Here is a 20854-nt window from a genome sequence, read left to right as displayed (position 1 = left end):
GCTGAGGGGGCTGGGGTTGTCGAGGCGCGTGTTGTTTGTGACGTTGTCGGGGGCTGGGCACATCAATCCGACGCTGGGGGTGGTGGCGGAGCTTCAGGCGCGTGGGCATCAGGTGCGGTACGCGTCGGGGGAGGACGTGGCTGGGGTTGAGCGGGTGGCGTTGCCGCAGTTGCCGCCGTTCGTGCCGCGTGTCGGGGAGTTCGTCGACATCCTCGGGGCCTGGTACCTGCACTACTTCGGCGCAACGGCCGCCGCGTACCCGGTGCTGCGCGCGCACATCGCAGCCGATCCGCCCGACATCGTGTGCTACGACGCGACCAACTGGCCTGCGAGGCTTATCGCCGCCGAGTTCGGTATCCCGGCAGTGCGCACTGTCCCGCACCTCGCCTCTAACGCCCACTACCAACTCGACCGCGGTCTGCCCGACGACCACCCAGCGGCGTTAGCGCTAGCGGACCAGTGCGCGCGCTTCGCGGCCGACAACGCCGTCGACCTCAACCCCGCCAGCCTGTTCGACGCGGTAGAGGACCTGAACCTTGTCTTCGTCCCACGTGAGTTCCAACCCGCGGGTGACACCTTCGACGACCGTTTCCGGTTCGTCGGCCCAACAGCGCGTCAGCCCCAGGAGTCGTGGGAGCCGCCCTCCGACAAGGTGCTCTATGTCGCTCTAGGGTCGATCCTGACCGATGTCTCCTTCTACCGCCGGTGCATCGCCGCGTTCGCGCACTCCGACTGGCACGTCGCCATGACCATCGGTGACGTAGACCCCGCCGAGCTCGGTGAGATCGCGCCCAACTTCGATATCCGCCCGCACTTCCCCCAGGTCGCCGTCCTCCGCCACGCCGCCGCGTTCCTCACCCACGCCGGCATGAACTCGACCATGGAGGCGCTCTACCAGGGCGTCCCCCTGATCACCTCGCCCCGCGTCCCGGAGCAAGCGGCCAACGCGGCCAGGATCCACGAACTCGGCCTCGGCATCCCCCTGCCCGATCAAGGGTTACGCGAGACGGTGGTCGCTTTTGCCGCCGACCCTGCGATCCGTGCGAACCTGGATCGCATGCAGCAGGTCATGCGCAACACCGGCGGCGCCGCCCAAGCCGCAGACGAGATCGAGGCCAGGTAGCTCAGGACATCGGCCCGAGCGGCGTCCGCTCTACCTTCACACCGAACAGCAGCGCCGTGGCAATCATCGCGACGCCAAGCCCAAGGTGCAGCCAGTTGTCGGCAGCGTTAACCGGCACGAAGTTCGCACGACTGTCGTAGTCGACAACCAACCCATAGGCCCACAGCACCAGATAGATGAGCCCACCGAGCAAGAGGAACTCCCGCGCCCCCTTACTGCTACGCGCCATGGCCATACCCGCGGCACCGAACGCCAAGTGGACGAGGTTGTGCAGCACTGAGACCTCGAACGCCCCCAACAGCATCGCCCCGGAGTGATGCCCCGCGAAGGTGATGTCGGAGAGGTCCCGCGTCACGCCCGGTACGAATCCCAACACGCCCGCGACCGCGAATACACCAGCCACGATGACCGCGGCTGAGCGAACCGGTTGCAACACGGTTGTATCGGATTGCCGGTGCGGCAAGTGATGTGCGGTCGACATGGTCGCCTCCTCCAAGTCCCACCGGATGGCTACCACGCGCGGTCGGCCGCAAACCCGGCGTCACGAACTCCACCCGGCTGTGCGACGGCCTCATCCGCCTGCGCGTCGTGTCGATAGCGAGGACGTGACCACGGATGGTTTGCAGGGTGCGGAGGACCGCTCGGGTCCCCGCGCGCCCTCAGCCAGGTGGTGGACGCTGGGGCGTCTGCTGGCCGTGGGACCCACGCTCGCCGTGCTCGTGCTGCTGGTTGTCGGCGCGGGAGCGGCGGCCCTGTTCGGGCCGACCGCCACCGTTGGTGTCGCCTGGGTGTGCCTGGTCGGGGTCGTCGTGGTGACCGTCGGTACCTGGTGGACGGTCCGCCAGGTCAGTACCGGTGTGCGCGCGGTGACCGAGGCCGCGGCCCGCATCGGCGCGGGTGACCCGGACGTCCGGGTGCCCGTCGTGGCCGTCCCCGCGGAACTGGCCAGGATGGCCGACGCGCTGGACGCGTCCGCGACCGCCCTGCGCACCTCCAGTGCCGCCAGGTCGACCTTCCTGGCCACGATGAGCCACGAGATCCGGACCCCGATGAACGCGGTGGTCGGCCTGACCGGCGTGCTGCTGGACACCGACCTGACCCACGAGCAACGCGACCTCGTGCAGACCGTGCGCGACAGCGGCGCCGACCTGCTGGGCGTAATCAACAACATCCTCGACTTCGCCAAGCTCGAGTCCGGGCAGTGGGGGCTAGAGCAGGTCAGCTTCGGACTACGGGACTTGGTCGATAGCGCTACCGAGCTGGTTGCCGACGAGGCTCGCCGCAAGGGCTTGAGTACGGACGTCGTGGTCACCGGCGGTGACCGGATGCGGTTGGTCGGCGACCTCGCCCGGTTGCGGCAGGTCCTCGTGAACCTGCTCGACAACGCCGTGAAGTTCACCGAGAGCGGCCGGATCCTCACGACCGTCGAACTGCGCCCGGCGCCTGGTGGGCGCACGTGGCTGCGGATCGCGGTGAACGACACCGGGTGCGGTGTCCCCGAGGACAAGATGGCCGTGCTGTTCGCGCCATTCCGCCAGGTCGACAGCTCCACCACGCGCACGCAGGGCGGCAGCGGCCTCGGTCTGGCCATCGGCAGGCGGCTCGCGGTCGCGATGGGCGGTGACCTCACGGTGCGCAGCACGCCGGGCACCGGGTCGACGTTCACCTTCAGCGCCCTGCTGGACGTGGCCGGTGACCAGGCCACCGACCCGCGCACGCCGCCGCTCACGCAGACCGGTCCGTTGCGGGTCCTGGTCGCCGAGGACAACCACATCAACCAGAAGGTCGCCCGCCTCATGCTTGCGGGCCTCGGCCACCACGTCGACACCGTTGCGAATGGACACGAGGCTGTGCAGGCGATGCACGCCGTGCCCTATGACGTTGTCCTGATGGACGTGCGCATGCCGGTCATGGACGGCCTCGACGCAACCCGCGCGATCCGTGCGCAACTGCCCGCGGAGCGCCAGCCGTTGATCGTCGCGTTGACGGCGAGCGCACTGGTGGAGGACCGGGCCGCGTGCCTGGCCGCGGGCATGGACGACCACCTGGCCAAGCCGGTGCGCGTGCCCGACCTGGTCGCCGCCCTCGCCGCGGCCACCGGTGCCTCGCCGCCGTCGGCGCCCGTCGCCGTGCTCGACCGGGAGTCGCTCGACCGCGAGTCCCGGATCCGGGCCCGCATGCTGGAGATCAGCGGCTCGAACCCGCCGCAGGAGGAGCTGGACTTCCTGGCCCACCTGCTCACCTCGTACACCACCAAGACCCCCGCCGCCCTCAACGCCCTGAAAGCGGCCATCGCGATCCGCGACACCCACTCGACCGTCGTCCAGGCCCACACCCTCAAGGGCTCCGCCGCCAACATCGGCGCGACCGCCCTGGCCGCCCTCTTCGCCACCATCGAGCAAGACGCGAAGACCGGCACCCTCCCCACCTCCCTCACCGACGTCCGCGCCGAGTTCGCCCACGTAACGACAGCCTGCACCGCCATAGCCACCAACTTCCTCCAGCGCTGACCTCGCTTGTATCCACTATGGACACTCAGCCTCTGTGATCACCCAATCCCGATCACTTCCCACACGACTTACCCCCGCTCAACACCCCAACCGCGCCGCCGCACTCCCGACCAGGCGTTCTCCTCGCCGCCAACCCTCGGCTTTCACCCGTTCCAGCGACAGAAGTTATCCACATCTGGATCTTGCGGACCCCTATTTCAAGATCGCCTGTCGGGGGGTGCCGATAGACTGGCACTGGGACGCCCCCCGGAGAGGGTGGGGGCTGGGGCAGGACTGGCGTGCGCGCGCGAAGCGGGTGGGGCGGCGTAAGAGTTCTGGTGCGGTGTAAGAGATCCGGTCTGGGTGCGAGGTTCAGCCTGGGCCAAGAGTGTCAGCCCGGGATAAGCGCTTTTGGCCGAGACTCTTGCGTCGGGTGGGAAGTCCGGCGGGCTGGCAACTGCACGTCGGCAGCTGGGCGCGGCGGCGATCCGAGTGTGGGAGCCTCGTAAGTGAGTCCATTGTGGACGCTTGGGCGGGTCTGCCGTCGCTCAACGATCACCTTTCGCCCGACTTGCCCCGAGCTGACGCTCCGATCGCGCCGTCACGCCTCTGACCAGGCATTCTTCTTGCCGCCAACGTTCGACTTTCACCTGTTCCAGCGACAGAAGTTATCCACATCCCGATCTTCAGCGCCCTGTATGAAGATCGACTGTCGGTGCCTCCCGATAGACTGGCACTGGGACGCCCCCCGGAGTGGGTGGGGGCTGGGGCAGGACTGGCGTGCGCGCGCGAGGCTGGCATTCCGGTGCCGGTCTGGCGGCCCTCCGTTGGCCGCGTAGCAGCACGCTTACGCCGGGCAGCACGAGTATCCGGGCAGCGTGAGCGCCTCCGGGCGCCTTGGGCTGCGCGAGCATCCTGGACAGTGCGAGCATCCTGGGACAGTGCGAACAACGTCCGGACAGCGCGAACATCCCGGACAGCGCGAACGTCCGGACAGCGCGAACCTCGCAGGCAATGCGAGCACCCGGACAGCGCGGCACCCCGGACGATGTGAGCTCCCGGATAGCGCAGGCACGCCGGATGGTGCAAGCACCCCGCACAGTGCGAGAACCCGCACCGAGCGAGCACCCCGGCTGGCGCGAGCAGCACGACAGCGGTGCCGGAGGCGGCAGGGCGGTGCAGCGGGGCGGGGCGGCAGGACAGCGCGGCAGGACAGCGGGGCAGGACAGCGGGGCAGGACAGCGGGGCAGGGCGGTGCAGCGGGGCGGGGCAGCGCGGCAGGACAGCGGGGCGGGGCAGCGCAGCGGGGCAGCGCAGCGGGGCGGGGCAGCGCGGCAGGGCGGTGCAGCAGGGCGGGGCGGGGGGCGGTAGGTGGTCAGTCCTGGTGGAGTCGCAGGTAGCAGCCCCCAGCAACAGAACGGACGAGGGTGCTCAGCGGTGGTGGGTCGCCTGGTCTGGGTGCCAAGTGTGGGAGTGGGAGTCGGTTCGTTGGGGTGGGGCGGTTTGGCCTACCAGGGGGATGGTGAAGCGGACCCGTGTCCCCCCGCCCACCCCAGGCTCGATCCAGATCGTCCCGCCGTGGCGTTCGACGATGCGGCGGCAGGTGCTCAGGCCGATGCCGGTGCCCTGGTAGCCGGAGCCGACCTCGGCGCGGTCGTAGAGGGTGAAGACGCGTTCGCGGGCGTCGGTGGGGATTCCGATGCCGTTGTCGGTGGTGGTGATGGTGACCGCGTGGTCGGTCCACTCGGCGTCGACGTGGACGCGGGGTTGGACGCCGGGGTCGACGTACTTGACGGCGTTGCCCAGGAGGTTGGCCATCACCTGGCGCAGCAGGGTCGGGTGGCCGGGGACGGCCGGGAGCGGGGCGCGGGTGATCTCGACGGGGCGGCTGCCCGCGCTGAGCTCGGTGGCGAGGTCGTCGACGATGCCGTCCAGGTCGACCTCGCGCAGGCCGAGGGGCTCGTGCGACGCGCGGGCGTGCGCCAGCAGGTCGTCGATCATGACGGCCATCCGGTCCGCGGCGCGGGAGATCGCCGACAGGGCCTGGTGGGCGCCGCGGTCGTGGACCATGTCGGTGACGACCTCGGTGTAGGCGGTGATCGCGGTCAGCGGGCTCTTCAGGTCGTGGGCGACGGTCGCGGTGAACCGGTCCAGTTCGTCGTTGGCGGCGGCGAGTTCGCTGTTGGCCAACGCCAGGCGCTCGCGGGCGGCCTCGCGCTCGGTGACGTCGCGCAGGAACGAGTGGAACCGCCGCTCGCCCTGCCAGGTGAACGACGCCAGGCTCAGCTCGACCAGCAGGCCGCTGCCGTCCCGACGGCGCGCCGGGACCTGCACGACCCCGTCGTGCAGCCGCGACTGCCCGGTGCGGGAACGGTCGGCGTAGCCGCGGTTGTGGGCGTCGGCCAGTCCCTTCGGGATGATCAGCTCGTCGAGCCTGCGCCCGATGGCCTGCGCGCCGGTCCAGCCGAACATCGCCTCGGCCGCCGGGTTCCACGCGGTGACCGCGCCGCGGGCGTCGGCGACGATGACCGCGTCCGGCGCGGTCTCCAGGATGGTGGCCAGCAGCCGCTCGCGGTCGGCGAGTTCCCGGCGCTGGGCGCGTTCGACGGTCACGTCCCGCATGGACACGACGGCGCCGAGCGGGGTCCCGTCGGCGCGGTGCAGCGCGCGACCGGCGCACACCACCCGGACCGGCTCCCGGCCCTCGGCGGCGATGACCATCTCCACGTCGGCGACCGAGCCGTCGCGCAGCGCGACCCGCAGCGGCACCTGCTCGGCGGCCAACGGGGTCACACCGTCCTCGGCGTAGAGCGAGTAGTGGGTCGGCCACTGCGCCGGGTCGAGGCCCGCGTCGGCCTCCATGCCGTGCCAGTCCCGGGCGGCGCGGTTGAACAGGGTGAGGCGGCCGTTCTCGTCGCACGCGACGATGGCCACGTCGATGGACTCGTGCACCGCGTTGGTCAGCTCCTGGCGGGCTTCCAGCTCGTTGGCGTAGTCCTCGGCCAGCGACCGCGCCGACTCCGCCTCGGCCGCCAGCGCCGCGGTGGCCCTGCCCTGCCTGCGCCGCTCGAACAGCGCCAGCACGACAACGGCGAGGTCCTCCAGCGCGGTGATCTGGGTCTCGGTGAACTGCTTGGGCTCGGTGTCGAACGCGCACAGCGTGCCGAGGACGTGGCCGTCGGGGGTGATGAGCGGCACGGAGGCGTAGGCGCGGACAGCGGCGAGCTCACCGGTCACCCACGGGCTGGCGGCGAACCGGGTGTCCCGGCTGGCGTCGGCGACGTGCACGGCGGCACCGGTGGCGACGACGACCTCGCACATCGAGTCCTCGCGCGCGGAATCGGCGCCCACGAAGCCGACCGTGGTCAGCTGGCACTGCCGGTGCTCGTCGAGCAGGTTGAGGGTGGCCGTGGGAACGCCCGCCACGTGCGCGGCCACGCGCACGACCGCGGCCAGTTCGGCGTCGGCGGGTGCGTCGAGGACGGCGTACTCGTGCAAGGCGGCCAACCGCGCGGTCTCGCTCACCGCCGTCCCTCCAGTCACCTAATCGGGGTTCGCTGCGGCCTTGTCATCGACCGAGAGTGACCCCCACCTGAAGGTAATCCGTGTCTCCCGACCGGCCGGGCGCGGCAACCCGACCGCACCCGAACCGGACCCGAATCCCACCTATACCGCGGTATCGGCGACCCCTAGTGCGGCGGATCATCCTGTGGACGGACGCCGGGTCACGCGGGCCGGACCCAGGATTCCCGCCATGTGGAGAAAATGGACGGTCGCGGTCATTCCCGTCGCGGTGGTCGGCGCGCTGCTGACGACGGGAACGGCTCAGGCCAAGGCAAAACCGATCGACTGGCGGACCTGCGGGACCGGCGCGGAGTGCGCCGACCTCGAGGTACCCCTGGACTGGGCCCGCCCCGGTGGGCCGAAGATCACCCTGGCGGTGACCAGGGTCAGGGCGACCGATCCGGCCAGGCGGGTCGGCGTCCTGTTGTTCAACCCGGGCGGACCCGGTGGTCCTGGCACGCCGGTCGTGCGCGACCACGCGGCCGAGGTGTTCCCGGCCGACCTGCGGGCCAGGTTCGACCTCATCGGGTTCGACCCGCGCGGTGTCGGCGAGAGCAGGCCCGCGATCACCTGCCCGGTACCGCCGACGGACCCGGCGGTGACCCAGTTTCCCAGCACCAGCGCGGAGTTCGACAAGCTGGTCGCCTACAACCGGCGCGTGGCAAGGGCTTGCCGGGAGGCGACCGGGCCGCTGATCGACCACGTGGACACGGTGAGCGCAGCGCGCGACATCGAGGTCCTGCGGCAGGCGCTCGGCGAGTCGCGGGTCAACTGGCTCGGGCTGTCGTACGGCACGCTGCTGGGGGCGACCTACGCGGGCATGTACCCGGACCGGGTCCGCGCCGCGGTGCTGGACGGTGCCATGGACCACACGATCGGGACCAGGCGACTGGCGTTCGACGAGATCAGGTCCACAGAGGACGTTTTCGACCACTTCGTCGCCTGGTGCGCGGCGGACACCTCGTGCGCGCTGCACGGCAGGGACGTCGCCGCGGAGTACCGGTTGCTTCTGGACAGCGGCGTGCCCGGGATGACCCCGGAACAGGTCGGGTTCGCCGCGTACACCTTCCTGAACCTGCAGGAGTACTGGCCGTACCTGGCCACCGCGATCCGCGACCGCGCCGGGTTCGAGGGCGAGTCGAGCTCCGCGGCCTACCGGGTCATCGGCTGCCACGACTTCCCCAGTGACGTCCGCACGTTCGGCGACCTGCGGTCCCGGATCACCGCCGCCCGCGCGATCGCCCCGAACACCAGGGGCTACGTCGAGGGCTGGGACATCCAGGCCGGGTGCGCCGGGTGGCCGATCCCGGCGGCGAACCCGTGGGGCCCGACCCCGGTCCGCGGCGCGCCGCCGATCCTGGTCGTCAGCGGCGAGCACGACCCGGCGACCCCGCACGTGTGGGGCATCGGTCTGGCCCGCCAGATCGCCTGCTCCCGCCTGCTCGCGTGGACGGGCGTCGGTCACACCGCGTTCCTCAACGACCCGCCGACCCGGCAGCGCGCGATCGACTACCTGATCTCCCCCTGATCGCCGGGGTACCCGCTCACCCGGCTCCGCGCCGGGTGAGCGGGTACCGCCTAGCGGATGTCCACGCGGTTCCAGAAGTACCAACCGGGTCCGCGACCCTGGTTGCCGGGATCGCCCGTGTAGTAGTAGCAGTCGTAGGAGTACCAGTAGGGCGGGTCCCAGAGGTTGTCCGAGTCCTCGTCGCAGACCGTCTGGCTGGTGTAGGCACCGATGTAGTACCTCGCCCAGTAGTCAGCGCTGGCCGGGGTCACCCCGGTCACCGCCGCGCCCAGGGCGATCACCGCGGCGGCCACCGCTGTCGCTTTCCTCATGCGCTCCTCCGTTCGGGTCGGATGAGCGAACGATCACACGTCCCCAGGTCGCGCGGAATCCCCGTCACCCCAACGAACCAGCGCGGTCCCGGGTGTCGTCGACCGCTCGGCCGCGCCCACTCGTGCGTCTGGTCGACCGTCCACAGTGCTCGCGCCGTCCGGTGTGGAACCGCGCCGCTGTGCCGGGCGCCGCCCAGGTGTCCGCCGTCCGGCCCATTCGGCGACGGCCAGGTTGATCACCCACGCCGACCCGAGCAGCAACGCCCTGGCGGTCCCGGTCGGTTCCCCGAACAGCACCACCCACGGCACCGTGACCACCACCTGCGTCCCCGCGGCGATCCCGATGGCGTAACCGCGGATAATCCAAATGCGATGCGCGCGGAAGTCCCGCCGCCGGATGGCGAGGTATCCGAGGACAAGGGCTGCCGCCATGAGTGACCCGAACAGCAGACGGAACGCGGCCAACAGGATGCCGTCGCCCGGCGGATCGGGGTAGCCGACGGTCATCCACAGCCCGGACACCGCCGCGACCAGTCCACAAGGGAGGGTTATCCGGCCCGAGATCCGGTGCCAGCTCCGCCGCCGGAGACCGGGGGAGAACTGGAGGGCGCCGAGCAGGCAGAAGACCGTCGCGCCGACGATGTGCAGGACGATCGGCACCGGCGCGGCGACGAACCGGGCGTTGTCGGCGGTCACCGGCGCGGCCAGCGTCGACACCCGGGCGGCACCCGCGATCACCGGGATGGCGCTGAGCAGGATCAGCGCGGCGGGCAGGCGCTTGGTTCTGAGGGACACCGGGCAATCGTGCTGGTCGGGACCCGGCACGCACATCAGGACCGGGTACGGTTCCCGGGTAGTACTTTCGGCTCAGCGGACCCGGTTCGTCTCGTACGCCCACATCGCGACCTCGACCCGGTTCCGCGCGCCCAGCTTGGCCATCAGACTGGCGATGTGGGACTTCACGGTGCTCAGCGTGATGTGGAACTCGGCCGCGATCTCGTTGTTGGTCCGCCCGCGCGCCACCGCGACCAGGACCTGCTCCTCGCGCTCGGTGAGCGGGTCCACCGGCTGCCCCGGCGTGGTGGGCCTGCCCGACGCGAAAGTGGACAGCAGGCGCGCGGTGACACTCGGCGCGATCAACGCGTCGCCCCGCGCCGCCGCGTGCACGGCTTGGGCGAGCATGTCGGCCCCCGCGTTCTTCAACAGGAACCCCCGCGCCCCCGCCCGCAGCGCGGCGTGCACGTACTCGTCGAGGTCGAACGTCGTGATCACCACCACCGCGACCTCGTCGGCCAACACCCGGGTCGCCTCGATCCCGTCCACCCCCGGCATCCGGATGTCCATCAGGCACACCTGCGGCCGAACCCGCCGCACCAACTCCACCGCCGCCGCCCCGTCCGCGGCGTCCCCGACCACCTCGATGCCCGGCTGCGCCCCGAGGATCATCGCCAACCCCGTCCGCACGATCTCCTGGTCGTCGACCACCACCACCCGAACACTCACCCCGCCACCCCGGTTCGCGCCGCCGCCTGCCGCCTGCCGAGCGGGTGCTGTCGGTCTCGGTCGTGCCCGGTCATACGCAGCCGGGGAACTGCCGGAGGCGGAGTTGTCCACAGGCGGCTGCTCGCTCCGGCCGTCTTGTCGGCCAATCCCGGTAGGCTGTGTATCGGGGGCTGCTCAGCGCGGTTTGATCTTGTGGAGCCGAGGCGGCCATCGGCATCGGGCTCACTGGCGCACCGGTTCCGGTCGTTCACCGCGCCGCTCCGGTCCTGGGCAGGTCGGCTGCCACCACCCAACCGCGTTCCGGGGCTGGACCCGCCGTGCAGGTGCCGCCGAGCAGCGCCGCGCGTTCGATCATGCCGGTGAGGCCGAGTCCGGGCGGTCTGGCCGGTGCCGGGTCGCCGTCGTCGGTCACTCGCAAGTGGACAGTCGTAGGGGTGACCTCCACGCGGACCTGGACCGTCGTCGCGTTCCTGGCGTGCTTGCGGGCGTTGGTGACGGCTTCCTGCGCGAGCCGGAACACCGTCGCACCGACCGGGGCTGGCACGTCGGCGGCGCTCCCGACCACCTCGACGTCGACCACGGGATGCCCGGTGGCGGCGAGTCGCGCCAGGTCGTCCACCCGGGGGCCGGGCCCCATCTCCACCTGCTCGCCAGCCCGCAGCACGCGGACCAGCGCGCGCATCTCGTCCAGCGCCAGCGCCGCCTCCTCGTCGATCACCCGCAACGCCGCCACCGCGGCCGCCGGGTCCGTCGGCGCCAGGGCGATGCCCGCCTGGGCGCGGATCGCCATCGCCGAGACGTGGTGGGCGACGGTGTCGTGCAGGTCGCGGGCCAGCAGCAGCCTGACCTGGTCGACCTCCCGCGCCCGGGCCCGCGAGCGGTACCGGACGGCCGCCCCCAGCGCCATGACCGCGACCAGCACGACGGCCCCCGCGAGGGCGTCCGACGCGGACTTCATCCCCAGCAGCGCCACCAACCCCACCTGCCCCGCCATCACCGCCGCCCCCAGCGCGGCCTCCCGCCCCGACCCCCACCGCAGCAGCGCGAACGGCAACAGCACCAGGTACACCATGACGTTCAGGTCCGGGAAGTCGTGCCCCACCAGCACCGACGCGACCGCGCACGCCCCGAACGCGCCCCCCACCGCCAGCAACGGCTCCGACCGCCGCAGCAGCAACACCGGCACCAACCCGACCGCCACGACGGTCGACAACGCCCCGCCCCGCACCACCCCCTCCACCAGCGCGACCGGCACCAGGACGCCGACCAGCACCCAGTCCCACCACCTCAGCGGCGGCGCGGGCAGCGGCCGGGGTTCCCGCCAGAGCGACCGGAGCAACTCGTGCACCGGGTCAGTCTAGGTCCCCGACCAGCGCGAACGACTCAGCCGAAAGTACAGTCACCGCTCACCCACCCGGCGTTGGTCCGCACCCACCGCGCAGCTCTGCGACTCCTGCCCGCGGACCGGTGCCGTGCTTGTCGGCGCCGTCCTCGGTGACCCCCACGACCCTTCGGGACCGCACCCGAGGGTCCACTTGCGTCGGAAAGGCGAACAGGCTCCGCCCCACGGAAAGAGGGCGGAGCCTGCTCGGGCGGGGATCAGACCGTGATCGACCAGGTGTCGATGGTGCCGGTGTCGAAGCGGTACACGTCGGTGACGCTCAGCTTCCAGGTACCGTTCTTGGCCTCGCTGGAGAGGTTGACGGTGTAGGTGGCGCGCACGTCGGCCGCCGGGTCGCCCGCGGAGGACGCCTTGAGCGGGTACGAGGTGCCGTCGGGGGCGATCAGGGAGACGGCGAGGTCGCCGCGGTACGGGTGGGCGATGCCGACCTCGACCGAGGCGGTCGAGGAGGCGTTGCCGGTGCAGCCGCTCAGGGTGATGGAGCTGGTGGCGGCGGCGCCCGCGTCCGGGATGGCGACGTCGTCGGCGTTGGTCTGCTTGGCGCAGGTGGGGTCCGGGCCGGGGCCGGGGGTGGCGGTGATCTCCTTGGTGTAGAGCAGCTTGTTCGGCGAGCCGGTGCCGGGGTCGGTGACCTTGTTCGGCGTGGCGAGCGAGGTCAAAGCGGTCGCGACGTCGGCGGGGCTGGCGTTCGGGTGGCCCTGCAGGTACAGCGCCGCCGCGCCCGCGACGTGCGGGGTGGCCATCGAGGTGCCGGAGTTGCCCGCGGTGCCGGTGTCACTGCTGTAGGACAGCGAGGTGATGTTGGCGCCCGGCGCGTAGATGTCCACGCAGGTGCCGATGTTGGAGAAGCTGGAGCGCCGGTCACCCTGGTCGATCGAGGCGACGGTGATCGCCTCGGGGACGCGGGCCGGGCTGTAGTTGCACGCGCTGGCACCGTTGTTGTTGCCAGCCGCCACCGCGTACACGAAGCCCGCGCGGATCGACGCCTGGATCTGCTCGTCGCCGATGCCGGTCTCGAACTGGCCGATGCTGATGTTGACCACCGCGGGCTTCACGCCGTTGGCGGTGATCCACTCGACGGCGTCCGACAGCAGCGAGTCCGGGCCGTTGTTGTCGCAGCCCAGCACCCGCAGCGCGACCAGCTTCGCCTTCTTGGCCACGCCGTAGGTCTTGCTGACCGCCGTGCCAGAGGTGTGCGTGCCGTGGCCGTTGCAGTCGGAGGCGTCGTTGTCCTTGTCCAGGAAGTCGTAGCCGGACCTGGCGCGGCCCTCGAAGTCCTGGTGGCTGATCCGCACGCCGCTGTCGACGCTGTAGACCGTGACGCCCTCACCGGTGGCGTTGTACTCGTACTTGCGGTCGAGCGTGGTGTCGCGCTGGTCGACCCGGTCCAGGCCCCAGGTGGGGTTGGTCTGGACGTCGTTGCCGCGCATCTTGCCGTCCTGGTACACGGTGCGCACGGCCGGGTCCGCCGCGAGCCGCTTGGCCTGCGCCTCGGTCATGCCGTGCACCGAGTAGCCGCGCGCGGTGAGCTTGTAGAGCGAGGCGATCGTGCCGCCGTAGGTGCTCACCAGCGACTGCGCGCTCGCCTCGACGGCGGCACCGGAGGCGGCGGCGTCGCGCAGGACGACGATGTACTGGCCCGCGTAGTGCTCCTTCGCCTGGACGACGGTGCCCACGGCGGGCGCCGCCCCGGCCGGGACGGCGATGGCCGCCACGGCGCAGGCGGCACCGAGCGCGAGCGCGGCCAGTCCTGCTTTCCGACTCAACATTGTAGGACTCCTCTGCGCGCGGTGAAAAGGGGCAGGGAAATGTCAGGGACACACCGCCGCGCCACCACAATGCGTCGCCCGCGCCCGGCCGTGAACTACTGAGTGGATTGATGGGTACCCCTATTCAAAGTCCCGGAATGGGAATGGGAACGGATCCGGCAATGGCGCGGGCGGCGGATCGGACATCGACCGGATACCGTCCCCGGAGGTACCGTGCGCTGGTGACCCAGCTCCCCCCGGTTCGACTGCCGACGTCGGTGTTCGTCGGTCGTGCGACCGAGCTCGCCGAGCTGGCCGGGTGCGTCCGCCGCCCGCCCGCGGTGGCGTTGCTGGAAGGGGAGGCGGGCGTCGGCAAGACCCGATTGGTCCGTGAGCTGTTGCGACTGCCGCAGGTCACGACTCGAACGGTGCTCGTCGGTGCGTGCCAGCCGATGCGGACACCGTTGCCGTACGGCCCCGTCGTCGACATCCTGCGCGAGACCGGCGACCTGCTTGCGGGCGTCGCCGACAAGTTGCCGCCGGTCACCGGGGCGTTGCGATCGTTGCTGCCCGAGTTGGCACCGTTGCTGCCGCCGGAGCTGGAACGGGGTGACGTCGCGGTCGAGCGGCACCGGGTGTTCCGCGCGGTCCGCGAACTGCTCGCCGCCTACGGCCCCACGCTGCTCGTCGTCGAGGACCTGCACTGGGCCGACGAGGGCACCCAGGACCTGCTGCGGTTCATCACCAGCCCACCGCCGCCCGAGCTGTCGGCCGTGTTCTCCTACCGCAAGGAGGAAGGCGCCGCGCTGCCCGGCTCCGGCTACCGGCTGCTCGCCGACGCCCGAAACTCGTTGCTGCGCCTGCGCCCGCTCGAACCCGGCCCGGTCGCCGCCCTCGCCGCGGACCTGCTCGGCACCGCCGAGGTCCCCGAGGACTTCGCGCTCGCCCTGCACCACCGCACCGCGGGCATCCCGTTCGTCATCGAGGAGGTGCTGCGCGAGGTCAGGGAGACCGGCGACACCGCGGCACCGCACCCGACCGTGCTCGACCTCGTCGACATCCCCGACCTGTTGCGCGACACCATGTCCGACCGCCTCGCCCGGCTCGGGCCGACCGTGTCCGCCGTCGTCCACGCCGCCGCGGTGCTCGACATGCCCGCCACCGAGCACGAGATCGGCACCGTCGCCGGGCTGCCCGCGCGCCGGGTCGGCAGCGCGCTGATCCGGGCGCTGGCCGCGGCGGTCCTGCACGAGACCGACACCGGCCGCTACGCGCTGCGCCACCCCCTGGCCAGGCAGGCCGCCTACATCTGCGTGCCCGGTCCGCAACGGCGCAGGCTGCACGCCAGGGCCGCCGAACTGCTCGCCGCCGCGCCCGACCCGCCGGTCGTCCGGCTCGCGCACCACCACCGGCGCGCGGGCGACCTGACGAACTGGGTGCGCAAGACCCTCGCCGCGGTCGACCAGGCCACCGAGGTCGGCGACACCGCGCTGGCGTTGCACCTGCTGGAAGAGGCCCTCGTCGACGACGCCCTGCCCAGCCGCGCCCGCAACACCCTGGCCGTGCGGCTGAGCCGGGTCGCGCTCAACGCCATCGCCCACAGCAGCACCGTTGAGCGCCTCGGCGCACTGTTGCGCGATGGCACCCTCGGCCGGTCGGCGCGCGGCGAGGTGCGGCTGAACCTGGGCAGGCTGCTGATGAACCAGGCGGGCCGGATGGAGCTGGGCCAGAACGAGATCGAGATGGCCATCCACGACCTGCGCGACCGCCCGCTGCTCGCCGCACGCGGGATGGCGGCGCTGTGCGTGCCCAGCTTCGGTGCCCGCCCGGTCGAGTTCCACCTGCGGTGGCTCAACGAAGCTGTCCTGGCTCTCGACGGTGCGCGCGACATGGAGCTGATCGCATCGGTGCGCGCCAACGAGGTCACCGCGCTCGCCCAGACCGGCGACCCGGCGATGTGGGCGGCCGCGGCGGACCTGCCGGAGTCGGCCAGGTCGTCGCGGGTGCGTCGGCAGCTGAGCCGGGCGTACAACAACCTGGCCGACGCGGCGGCGTGGCTCGGGCACTACAGCGCGGCGCGGGAATACCTGCGCACGGGTGGGGCCCTGCTCGTGGACGCTGACGTGCCGTTCCTGTCGATGTTGGCCACTGGCACGGGTTTGCGGCTCGATGTCGCCGCTGGGCGTTGGGACGGCCTACCCGCGGCGGCGGCCGCGTTGATCGAGCAGGCGGGGGAGATGGGGTACCTCGCGGCTGACGCCCGGCTCGCGCTGGCGTGGCTCTCACTGGCCCGCGACGACCGTGACCTGGCGTCTCGGCACCTCGACGACGCGCTGGTCGCCGCGCCGGAGAACGCGCCGGTGTCCCTCGCGGTCGCGACCGGGCGGGTGACGATCGCGCTGGCGCGAGGGGATGTCGCGGCGGCCGCGGTGGGTGCCGAACGGGCGGTGGGGGAGGCCCGGCACAAGGGGAACTGGGTGTGGGCGGCTGATCTGGTGCCGTGGGCGACCCGGGCGTACGTGCGGAGCGGCCGGGTCGATGAGGCCGCCGACCTGGTCGCGGAGTACGTGCGCGGGATCGATGGCCGGGACGCGCCGCTGGCCGTCGCGGGCGCCGAACTGGCCAGGGGAGTGCTCGCGTCCGCCCGCGGCCGCCACGAGGAAGCCGTCACCCACTACGCCTCCGCCGCCGACCACTACAGCGCCCTACCCCACCCCCACGCCGCCGCCTCGGCCCGCGAAGCCGCCGCCCGCTCTGCTCTTGATTGTGGCGACACCACCACCGCGACCCGCCACCTGACCACCGCCACCACCACCTTCACCGACCTGGGCGCCTCCCGTGACGAGGCCCGCTGCCGCCAGATAGCCCGCCGCTTCCGCCGGGGCACACCTCGGGGTAGACGCGGGTACGGGGACGACCTCTCACCCCGAGAACGCGAGGTAGTGGACCTAGTGGCCGCTGGCCGCACCAACCGCCAAATCGCCCAAGAGCTCTACCTGTCCCCACGCACCGTCGAACACCACGTGGCCAAAGCCATGCGCAAACTAGGTCTGACCTCCCGAGCCGCCTTCGAACCCGCCACCGACTGACCTCGCTCAGCCACCGGCCACGGGTCGCACTTCGCCCGCCAGCCAACCTGCCTGCCAACAGACACAGCCACCTCGGCCCCTCGGACGAGCACCCCAGCGGCCCGTGGCCAACTCCGGTCAGCCCTTACCCGCCAACCGCGCCCAGCCATCCCGCCCCTGCCAGCAGCCAACCCAACCGCCCCCACGGTCGCCGCCTGCCCCAGCGCCGCCACCCCCAGAGCCCCCACCCCAAGATCACCCACCGCGCCGCGACCGGCCGACGCCCAGCCCCCACCCACGCCGGGGGGCGTCCCCGAGGCCAGTCTATCGCAGGGGGGCGACGGTGGATCTTGGGCGGGGAAGTGGGGAGGGTCTTCTGTGGATAACTTGTGTCGCTGGAACGGGTGAATCTCGCGGCGACCACCGGGCATCCACCTGGGGAAACGCGATGTGGCGAGGTCGTGGGGAGCGCCTGAGGGGAAAGTCGTCAGAAGTGGATCAGCCGGGACGATCATGGCACCGGGGCGCGTGAGGCGAGAGGCGGACAAGAGTGGGGCCGGGTGGGAGGTCCTGCAGCCTCCCACCCGGCCCCGAGCGCGATCACCTAGCGACAGTTAGCGGATCGTCAGGGTGTAGTCCGCTGTGCCTGACTTGCCGCCGCCGGTTGCCGTGACCTTGATGGTGTAAGTGCCTGGGGCCGCGGAGAAGGAGGCGGTCAGGAACAGCATCGAGGTCTGGCTGCCGCTGATGGTCGCGGGGACCAGTTGCGCGGTGACGCCCGAGGGGACGCCGCTGGTGGTGAGGGTCACCGTGCCGGTGGCGCCGGTGACGCGGATGGACGGGAAGGCCGCGCCGCCGCGGGAGAGCGTGCCGGAGGACGGGGACAGGGTCACCGTGAGGCCGCCCGGTTGCTGGCCGCCGTCGCCGACGGTCAGGGTGAGGGTGGCCTGCTTGCTGACCGAGCCGGAGGTGCCGGTGATGGTGATCCGGTACTCGCCCTTCGGGGTGCTCGACGTGGTGGTGACGGTGAGCTTGCCGGTGCGGCCGGAGGTGATGGTCGTGGGCTGGAACACCGCCTCCGCGCCGGAGGGCAGGCCGCTGGCGGTCAGCGAGATCTGCGCCGGGTTGCCGCCGACGACCTCGCTGGTGATGTTCGTCGACGCCGACTTGCCCGGGTCGACCTTGAGCGCCGACGGGCTGACGCCGAGGCCGAACTCGCCGCCGGGACCGCCCTGGCCGATGGTCAGGGTCAGGTTCGCCGTCTTCGTGCCGGACGCGGTCTTGCCGGTGACGGTCAGCGTGTGCGTGCCGTCCGGGGTGCCGGAGGCGACGCTGAGCGACAGCTTCGCGCCCTCACCGGTCTTGATCGACGTCGGCTGGAAGGTCGCCGTCACGCCCGAGGGCTGGCCGGACACCGACAGCGCCACGTCCTCCGGGGTCGCCCCGGCCGTGGTGTTCACCGCGACCGACCCGCTCGCGCCCGCGTTGACCCGCACCGAGGACGGGTTCACCGCGACGCCGAACTCCGTGGTGGGCGGCGTGGTCGAGCCGACCTTCTCCTTGACCCAGTCGCCCATCTCGTTGTCGAGCCGGGCCCAGATGCCGTACCACTTGAAGTCCGACCGGCTCCACGACGCGACGCCGACGAGCCTGCCGTTGACCACCAGCGGACCGCCGCTGTCGCCGGGCAGGATGGTCGAGCGGCCGTCCGGGTACCCGGCGCAGATCATGTACGCCGACTTGAACCCGGCGCCGACGCCCTGGCAGACCGAGTCGCCGTTGACGATCGGGAAGTTCTGCTTGTCCAGCGAGACGTCGGCCGGGCTGTCGTCGTGGGTCTTCTTGCCGTAGCCGATGCTCAGCGCCGAGTCGCCGACCTTCCACACGTTCCCCGCGTCGGCGGAGGTGGCGAACTTGGCCCACTTGTCCGGCGAGAGCGGGATGTCCTCGTTGGTGGTCACCACGGCCACGTCGTAGCCCTGGTCGAAGTTGACGTACTTCGGGTGCTTCTCGTACGACTTGGTCGTCAGCGTGGTGCCGGTGCCCACGGCCAGGTCGTCGAGCCCGTAGAGGAACGTCTTGGTGCCCGCCAGGTCGTAGCAGTGCGCGGCGACCAGGATGCTGCGCTTGCCGACGACCGAGCCGGTGCAGGACTGGCCCTTGGGCCGCGACCCGCCCTCGCGCAGGGCGCCGATGACGGCCGGGTAGTCCGAGAGGGTGGCGTCGACGCCCTTGTAGATCTGGGCGGTGGCGTCGGGGGCCGGCACCGGGGTGTCGCCCTCGAAGTTGGCCGCCTTGGCGTTGGCCGGGGCGGCGCTGGCGACCGCGACGACCGCGAGCGCGCTCACCGCGACACCCACCGCCACCGCGCCGACGCGCACGGAGCGCTTGGATCTCAACATCGTCTTCTTCTCCAGGTCAGGCGCGGTCACGGGGTCAACGTCCACGAGGTGATGGAGCCGGTGTCGAAGCGGTAGACGTCGGTGACCCGCAGCTTCCAGGTCCCGTTCTTCTGCTCGCCCGAGGCGTTGACGGTGTAGGTGGTGTGGATGCCGTTCGCGTCGCCGAGGCCGCCGGAGGGCCGCAGGCTGAACACCGCGCCGGACGGGCCGACCAGGTCGACGGCGAGGTCGGCGGTGAAGGTGTGGTCGATGTCGACCTTCACGGTGGTCGACGCCGACGCGGTGCCGGTGCAGTTGGCCATGGTCACCGGGGAGTCAGCGGAGCTCGCGTCGGGGATGGCGACGGCGCCGGAGCTGGTCTGCGGGGCGCAGGTGCCCGGGTTCGGCGGCGTGCCGCCACCGAGCTCCTTGACGTAGAGCAGCTTGTTCGGCGAGCCCTTCGGGTCGCTGATCTTGTCCGGGGTGGCCGCGGCGACCAGCGCGCTGCTGACCTGCGACGGGGTGCTGCCCGGCTTGGCGGTCAGGTACAGCGCCGCGGCGCCCGCCACGTGCGGGGTGGCCATCGAGGTGCCCGACATCGTCCCGGACGAGCCGTTCTGCAGCGTCGAGAGGATGTTGGTGCCGGGGGCGAACAGGTCGACGCAGGTGCCGTAGTTCGAGCCCTGGCCGTTGGTCCACAGCGAGCGCTTGTCGGCGTTGTCGGACGCGCCGACGGTGATCGCGCTGGGGGTGCGGGCCGGGCTGGTCTGGCAGGCGTCGCCGTTGTTGTTGCCCGCGGCGATGGTCGAGGTGATGCCCTTCTGCACGACCTTGGCCACCGCGTCGTCCACCGAGGAGTTGGAGCTGCCGCCGAGGCTGGCGGTCATCACCGAGTTCGCGCCCGCGTTGGCCGCGACCCAGTCGAACCCGCCGATGATCTGCGACCACTGGCCCGAGCTCTGGCAGTCCAGCACCCGGACGGCGACGATCTTGACCTTCTTGGCCACGCCGTAGGTGGCGCTGCCGACGGTGCCCGCGACGTGCGTGCCGTGGCCGTGGCAGTCCGAGGCGTCGGCGTCGTTGTCGATGAAGTCGCGCCCGGAGGTGACGCGGCCGCCGAAGTCCGAGTGGCCGCGGTAGACGCCGGTGTCGACGACGTAGACGGTCGCGCCCTCGCCGTCGTTGGGGTAGGCGTACTTGTTGTCGGCGGGCAGCGAGCGCTGGTCGATCCGGTCCAGGCCCCAGGTCGGGTTCGGCTGCTCGCCGAAGCCGTGCGCGGTGCCGTCCTGCTCGACGTAGGCGACCTTCGGGTCGGCCGCCAGCCTGCGGGCCTGCTGCTCGGACATCGAGACCGAGAAACCGCTCAGCGCCGCCGAGTAGGTCAGCTTGCGCTGACCGCCGTACTTGCTCGTCAGGTCGGCCGAGACCGAGTTGACGGCCTGGGCGCCTGCGGTGTCCTTGAGCACGACGATGTAGCTGCCAGCGACGGAGCCGGGGACGCCCGCGCTGCGGATGGTGCCTTCGGCCGGGGCGGCGATGGCGGGGGCCACCGCGGCGACGAGCGCCGCGCCCGCCACCACGCCCGCCACGGCCAACGACCGCATCGAATACCTGTAATTCATCGAAACTCCCATTCACTGCACCGCGGGCGACGCCACTGCGGCGAGTGGTCGCGAGCAGGGTTGGAACGGGCGACCACTAGCGCCCAACCTTCCCCGAACGGGCCGGTAAGCCAAT

Annotated in this window: 13 protein-coding genes; 4 read left to right on the top strand and 9 right to left on the bottom strand. The window is 71.4% G+C overall.

Features of this window, described 5'->3' with window-relative positions; genetic code table 11:
• Positions 1-28: 28 nt before the first annotated feature.
• Positions 29-1123 carry a macrolide family glycosyltransferase gene (locus CLV68_RS19765; protein ID WP_342772787.1) on the top strand — a complete coding sequence of 365 codons (1095 nt, stop codon included), beginning with the start codon at positions 29-31 and terminating at the stop codon, positions 1121-1123.
• 1 nt (position 1124) lies between these two features.
• On the opposite strand, the gene CLV68_RS19760 is transcribed toward CLV68_RS19765, so the two are convergent.
• A complete protein-coding gene (locus CLV68_RS19760) occupies positions 1125-1604 on the bottom strand; it encodes a DUF4383 domain-containing protein (protein ID WP_121392427.1) in 480 nt (159 codons plus the stop codon).
• Between the two features lie 124 nt (positions 1605-1728).
• On the opposite strand from CLV68_RS19760, the gene CLV68_RS19755 reads away from it, so the two are divergent.
• Positions 1729-3633 carry an ATP-binding protein gene (locus CLV68_RS19755; RefSeq protein ID WP_170224455.1) on the top strand — a complete coding sequence of 635 codons (1905 nt, stop codon included), beginning with the start codon at positions 1729-1731 and terminating at the stop codon, positions 3631-3633.
• Between the two features lie 1410 nt (positions 3634-5043).
• Here CLV68_RS19755 and CLV68_RS19750 read toward each other — a convergent pair.
• Positions 5044-7137 carry a GAF domain-containing sensor histidine kinase gene (locus CLV68_RS19750; protein WP_170224454.1) on the bottom strand — a complete coding sequence of 698 codons (2094 nt, stop codon included), beginning with the start codon at positions 7135-7137 and terminating at the stop codon, positions 5044-5046.
• A 229-nt stretch (positions 7138-7366) separates the two neighbouring features.
• On the opposite strand from CLV68_RS19750, the gene CLV68_RS19745 reads away from it, so the two are divergent.
• Positions 7367-8704 (top strand): alpha/beta hydrolase, encoded by a 1338-nt coding sequence (locus CLV68_RS19745; protein WP_121392261.1) that lies wholly within the window; start codon positions 7367-7369, stop codon positions 8702-8704.
• A gap of 50 nt (positions 8705-8754) precedes the next feature.
• Here CLV68_RS19745 and CLV68_RS19740 read toward each other — a convergent pair whose 3' ends face one another.
• From CLV68_RS19740 to CLV68_RS19720, 5 genes are all read right to left on the bottom strand, one after another.
• Positions 8755-9015, bottom strand: a complete 261-nt coding sequence (locus CLV68_RS19740) for a hypothetical protein (RefSeq protein WP_147460072.1) — start codon at positions 9013-9015, stop codon at positions 8755-8757.
• Between the two features lie 33 nt (positions 9016-9048).
• The gene (locus CLV68_RS19735; protein ID WP_246009983.1) at positions 9049-9810 is read right to left on the bottom strand and encodes a DUF2306 domain-containing protein; all 762 of its coding nucleotides are present in this window, start codon (positions 9808-9810) and stop codon (positions 9049-9051) included.
• A 72-nt stretch (positions 9811-9882) separates the two neighbouring features.
• The gene (locus CLV68_RS19730) at positions 9883-10518 is read right to left on the bottom strand and encodes a response regulator (protein ID WP_121392258.1); all 636 of its coding nucleotides are present in this window, start codon (positions 10516-10518) and stop codon (positions 9883-9885) included.
• A 247-nt stretch (positions 10519-10765) separates the two neighbouring features.
• The gene (locus CLV68_RS19725) at positions 10766-11866 is read right to left on the bottom strand and encodes a sensor histidine kinase (RefSeq protein ID WP_121392257.1); all 1101 of its coding nucleotides are present in this window, start codon (positions 11864-11866) and stop codon (positions 10766-10768) included.
• 251 nt (positions 11867-12117) lie between these two features.
• Positions 12118-13689 (bottom strand): S8 family serine peptidase, encoded by a 1572-nt coding sequence (locus CLV68_RS19720; protein WP_121392256.1) that lies wholly within the window; start codon positions 13687-13689, stop codon positions 12118-12120.
• A gap of 221 nt (positions 13690-13910) precedes the next feature.
• Between CLV68_RS19720 and CLV68_RS19715 the strand changes: the two genes are divergently transcribed.
• Positions 13911-16757, top strand: coding sequence for a helix-turn-helix transcriptional regulator (locus CLV68_RS19715; protein WP_170224453.1), 2847 nt, complete (start codon positions 13911-13913; stop codon positions 16755-16757).
• 593 nt (positions 16758-17350) lie between these two features.
• Here the strand turns inward: CLV68_RS19715 and CLV68_RS19710 are convergent.
• Entirely contained in the window at positions 17351-19168 is a 1818-nt protein-coding gene (locus tag CLV68_RS19710; RefSeq protein ID WP_121392254.1) for a trypsin-like serine protease, read from the bottom strand.
• Positions 19165-20739 (bottom strand): S8 family peptidase, encoded by a 1575-nt coding sequence (locus CLV68_RS19705; protein WP_121392253.1) that lies wholly within the window; start codon positions 20737-20739, stop codon positions 19165-19167. The genes CLV68_RS19710 and CLV68_RS19705 overlap by 4 nt, the downstream gene beginning before the upstream one ends.
• Positions 20740-20854 lie beyond the last annotated feature (115 nt).

This window comes from Actinokineospora cianjurensis (assembly GCF_003663795.1).
GTDB lineage: Bacteria > Actinomycetota > Actinomycetes > Mycobacteriales > Pseudonocardiaceae > Actinokineospora > Actinokineospora terrae.
Note: the sequence above shows the minus strand (reverse complement) of the source record. Positions and strands in the feature narration are given on the sequence as shown.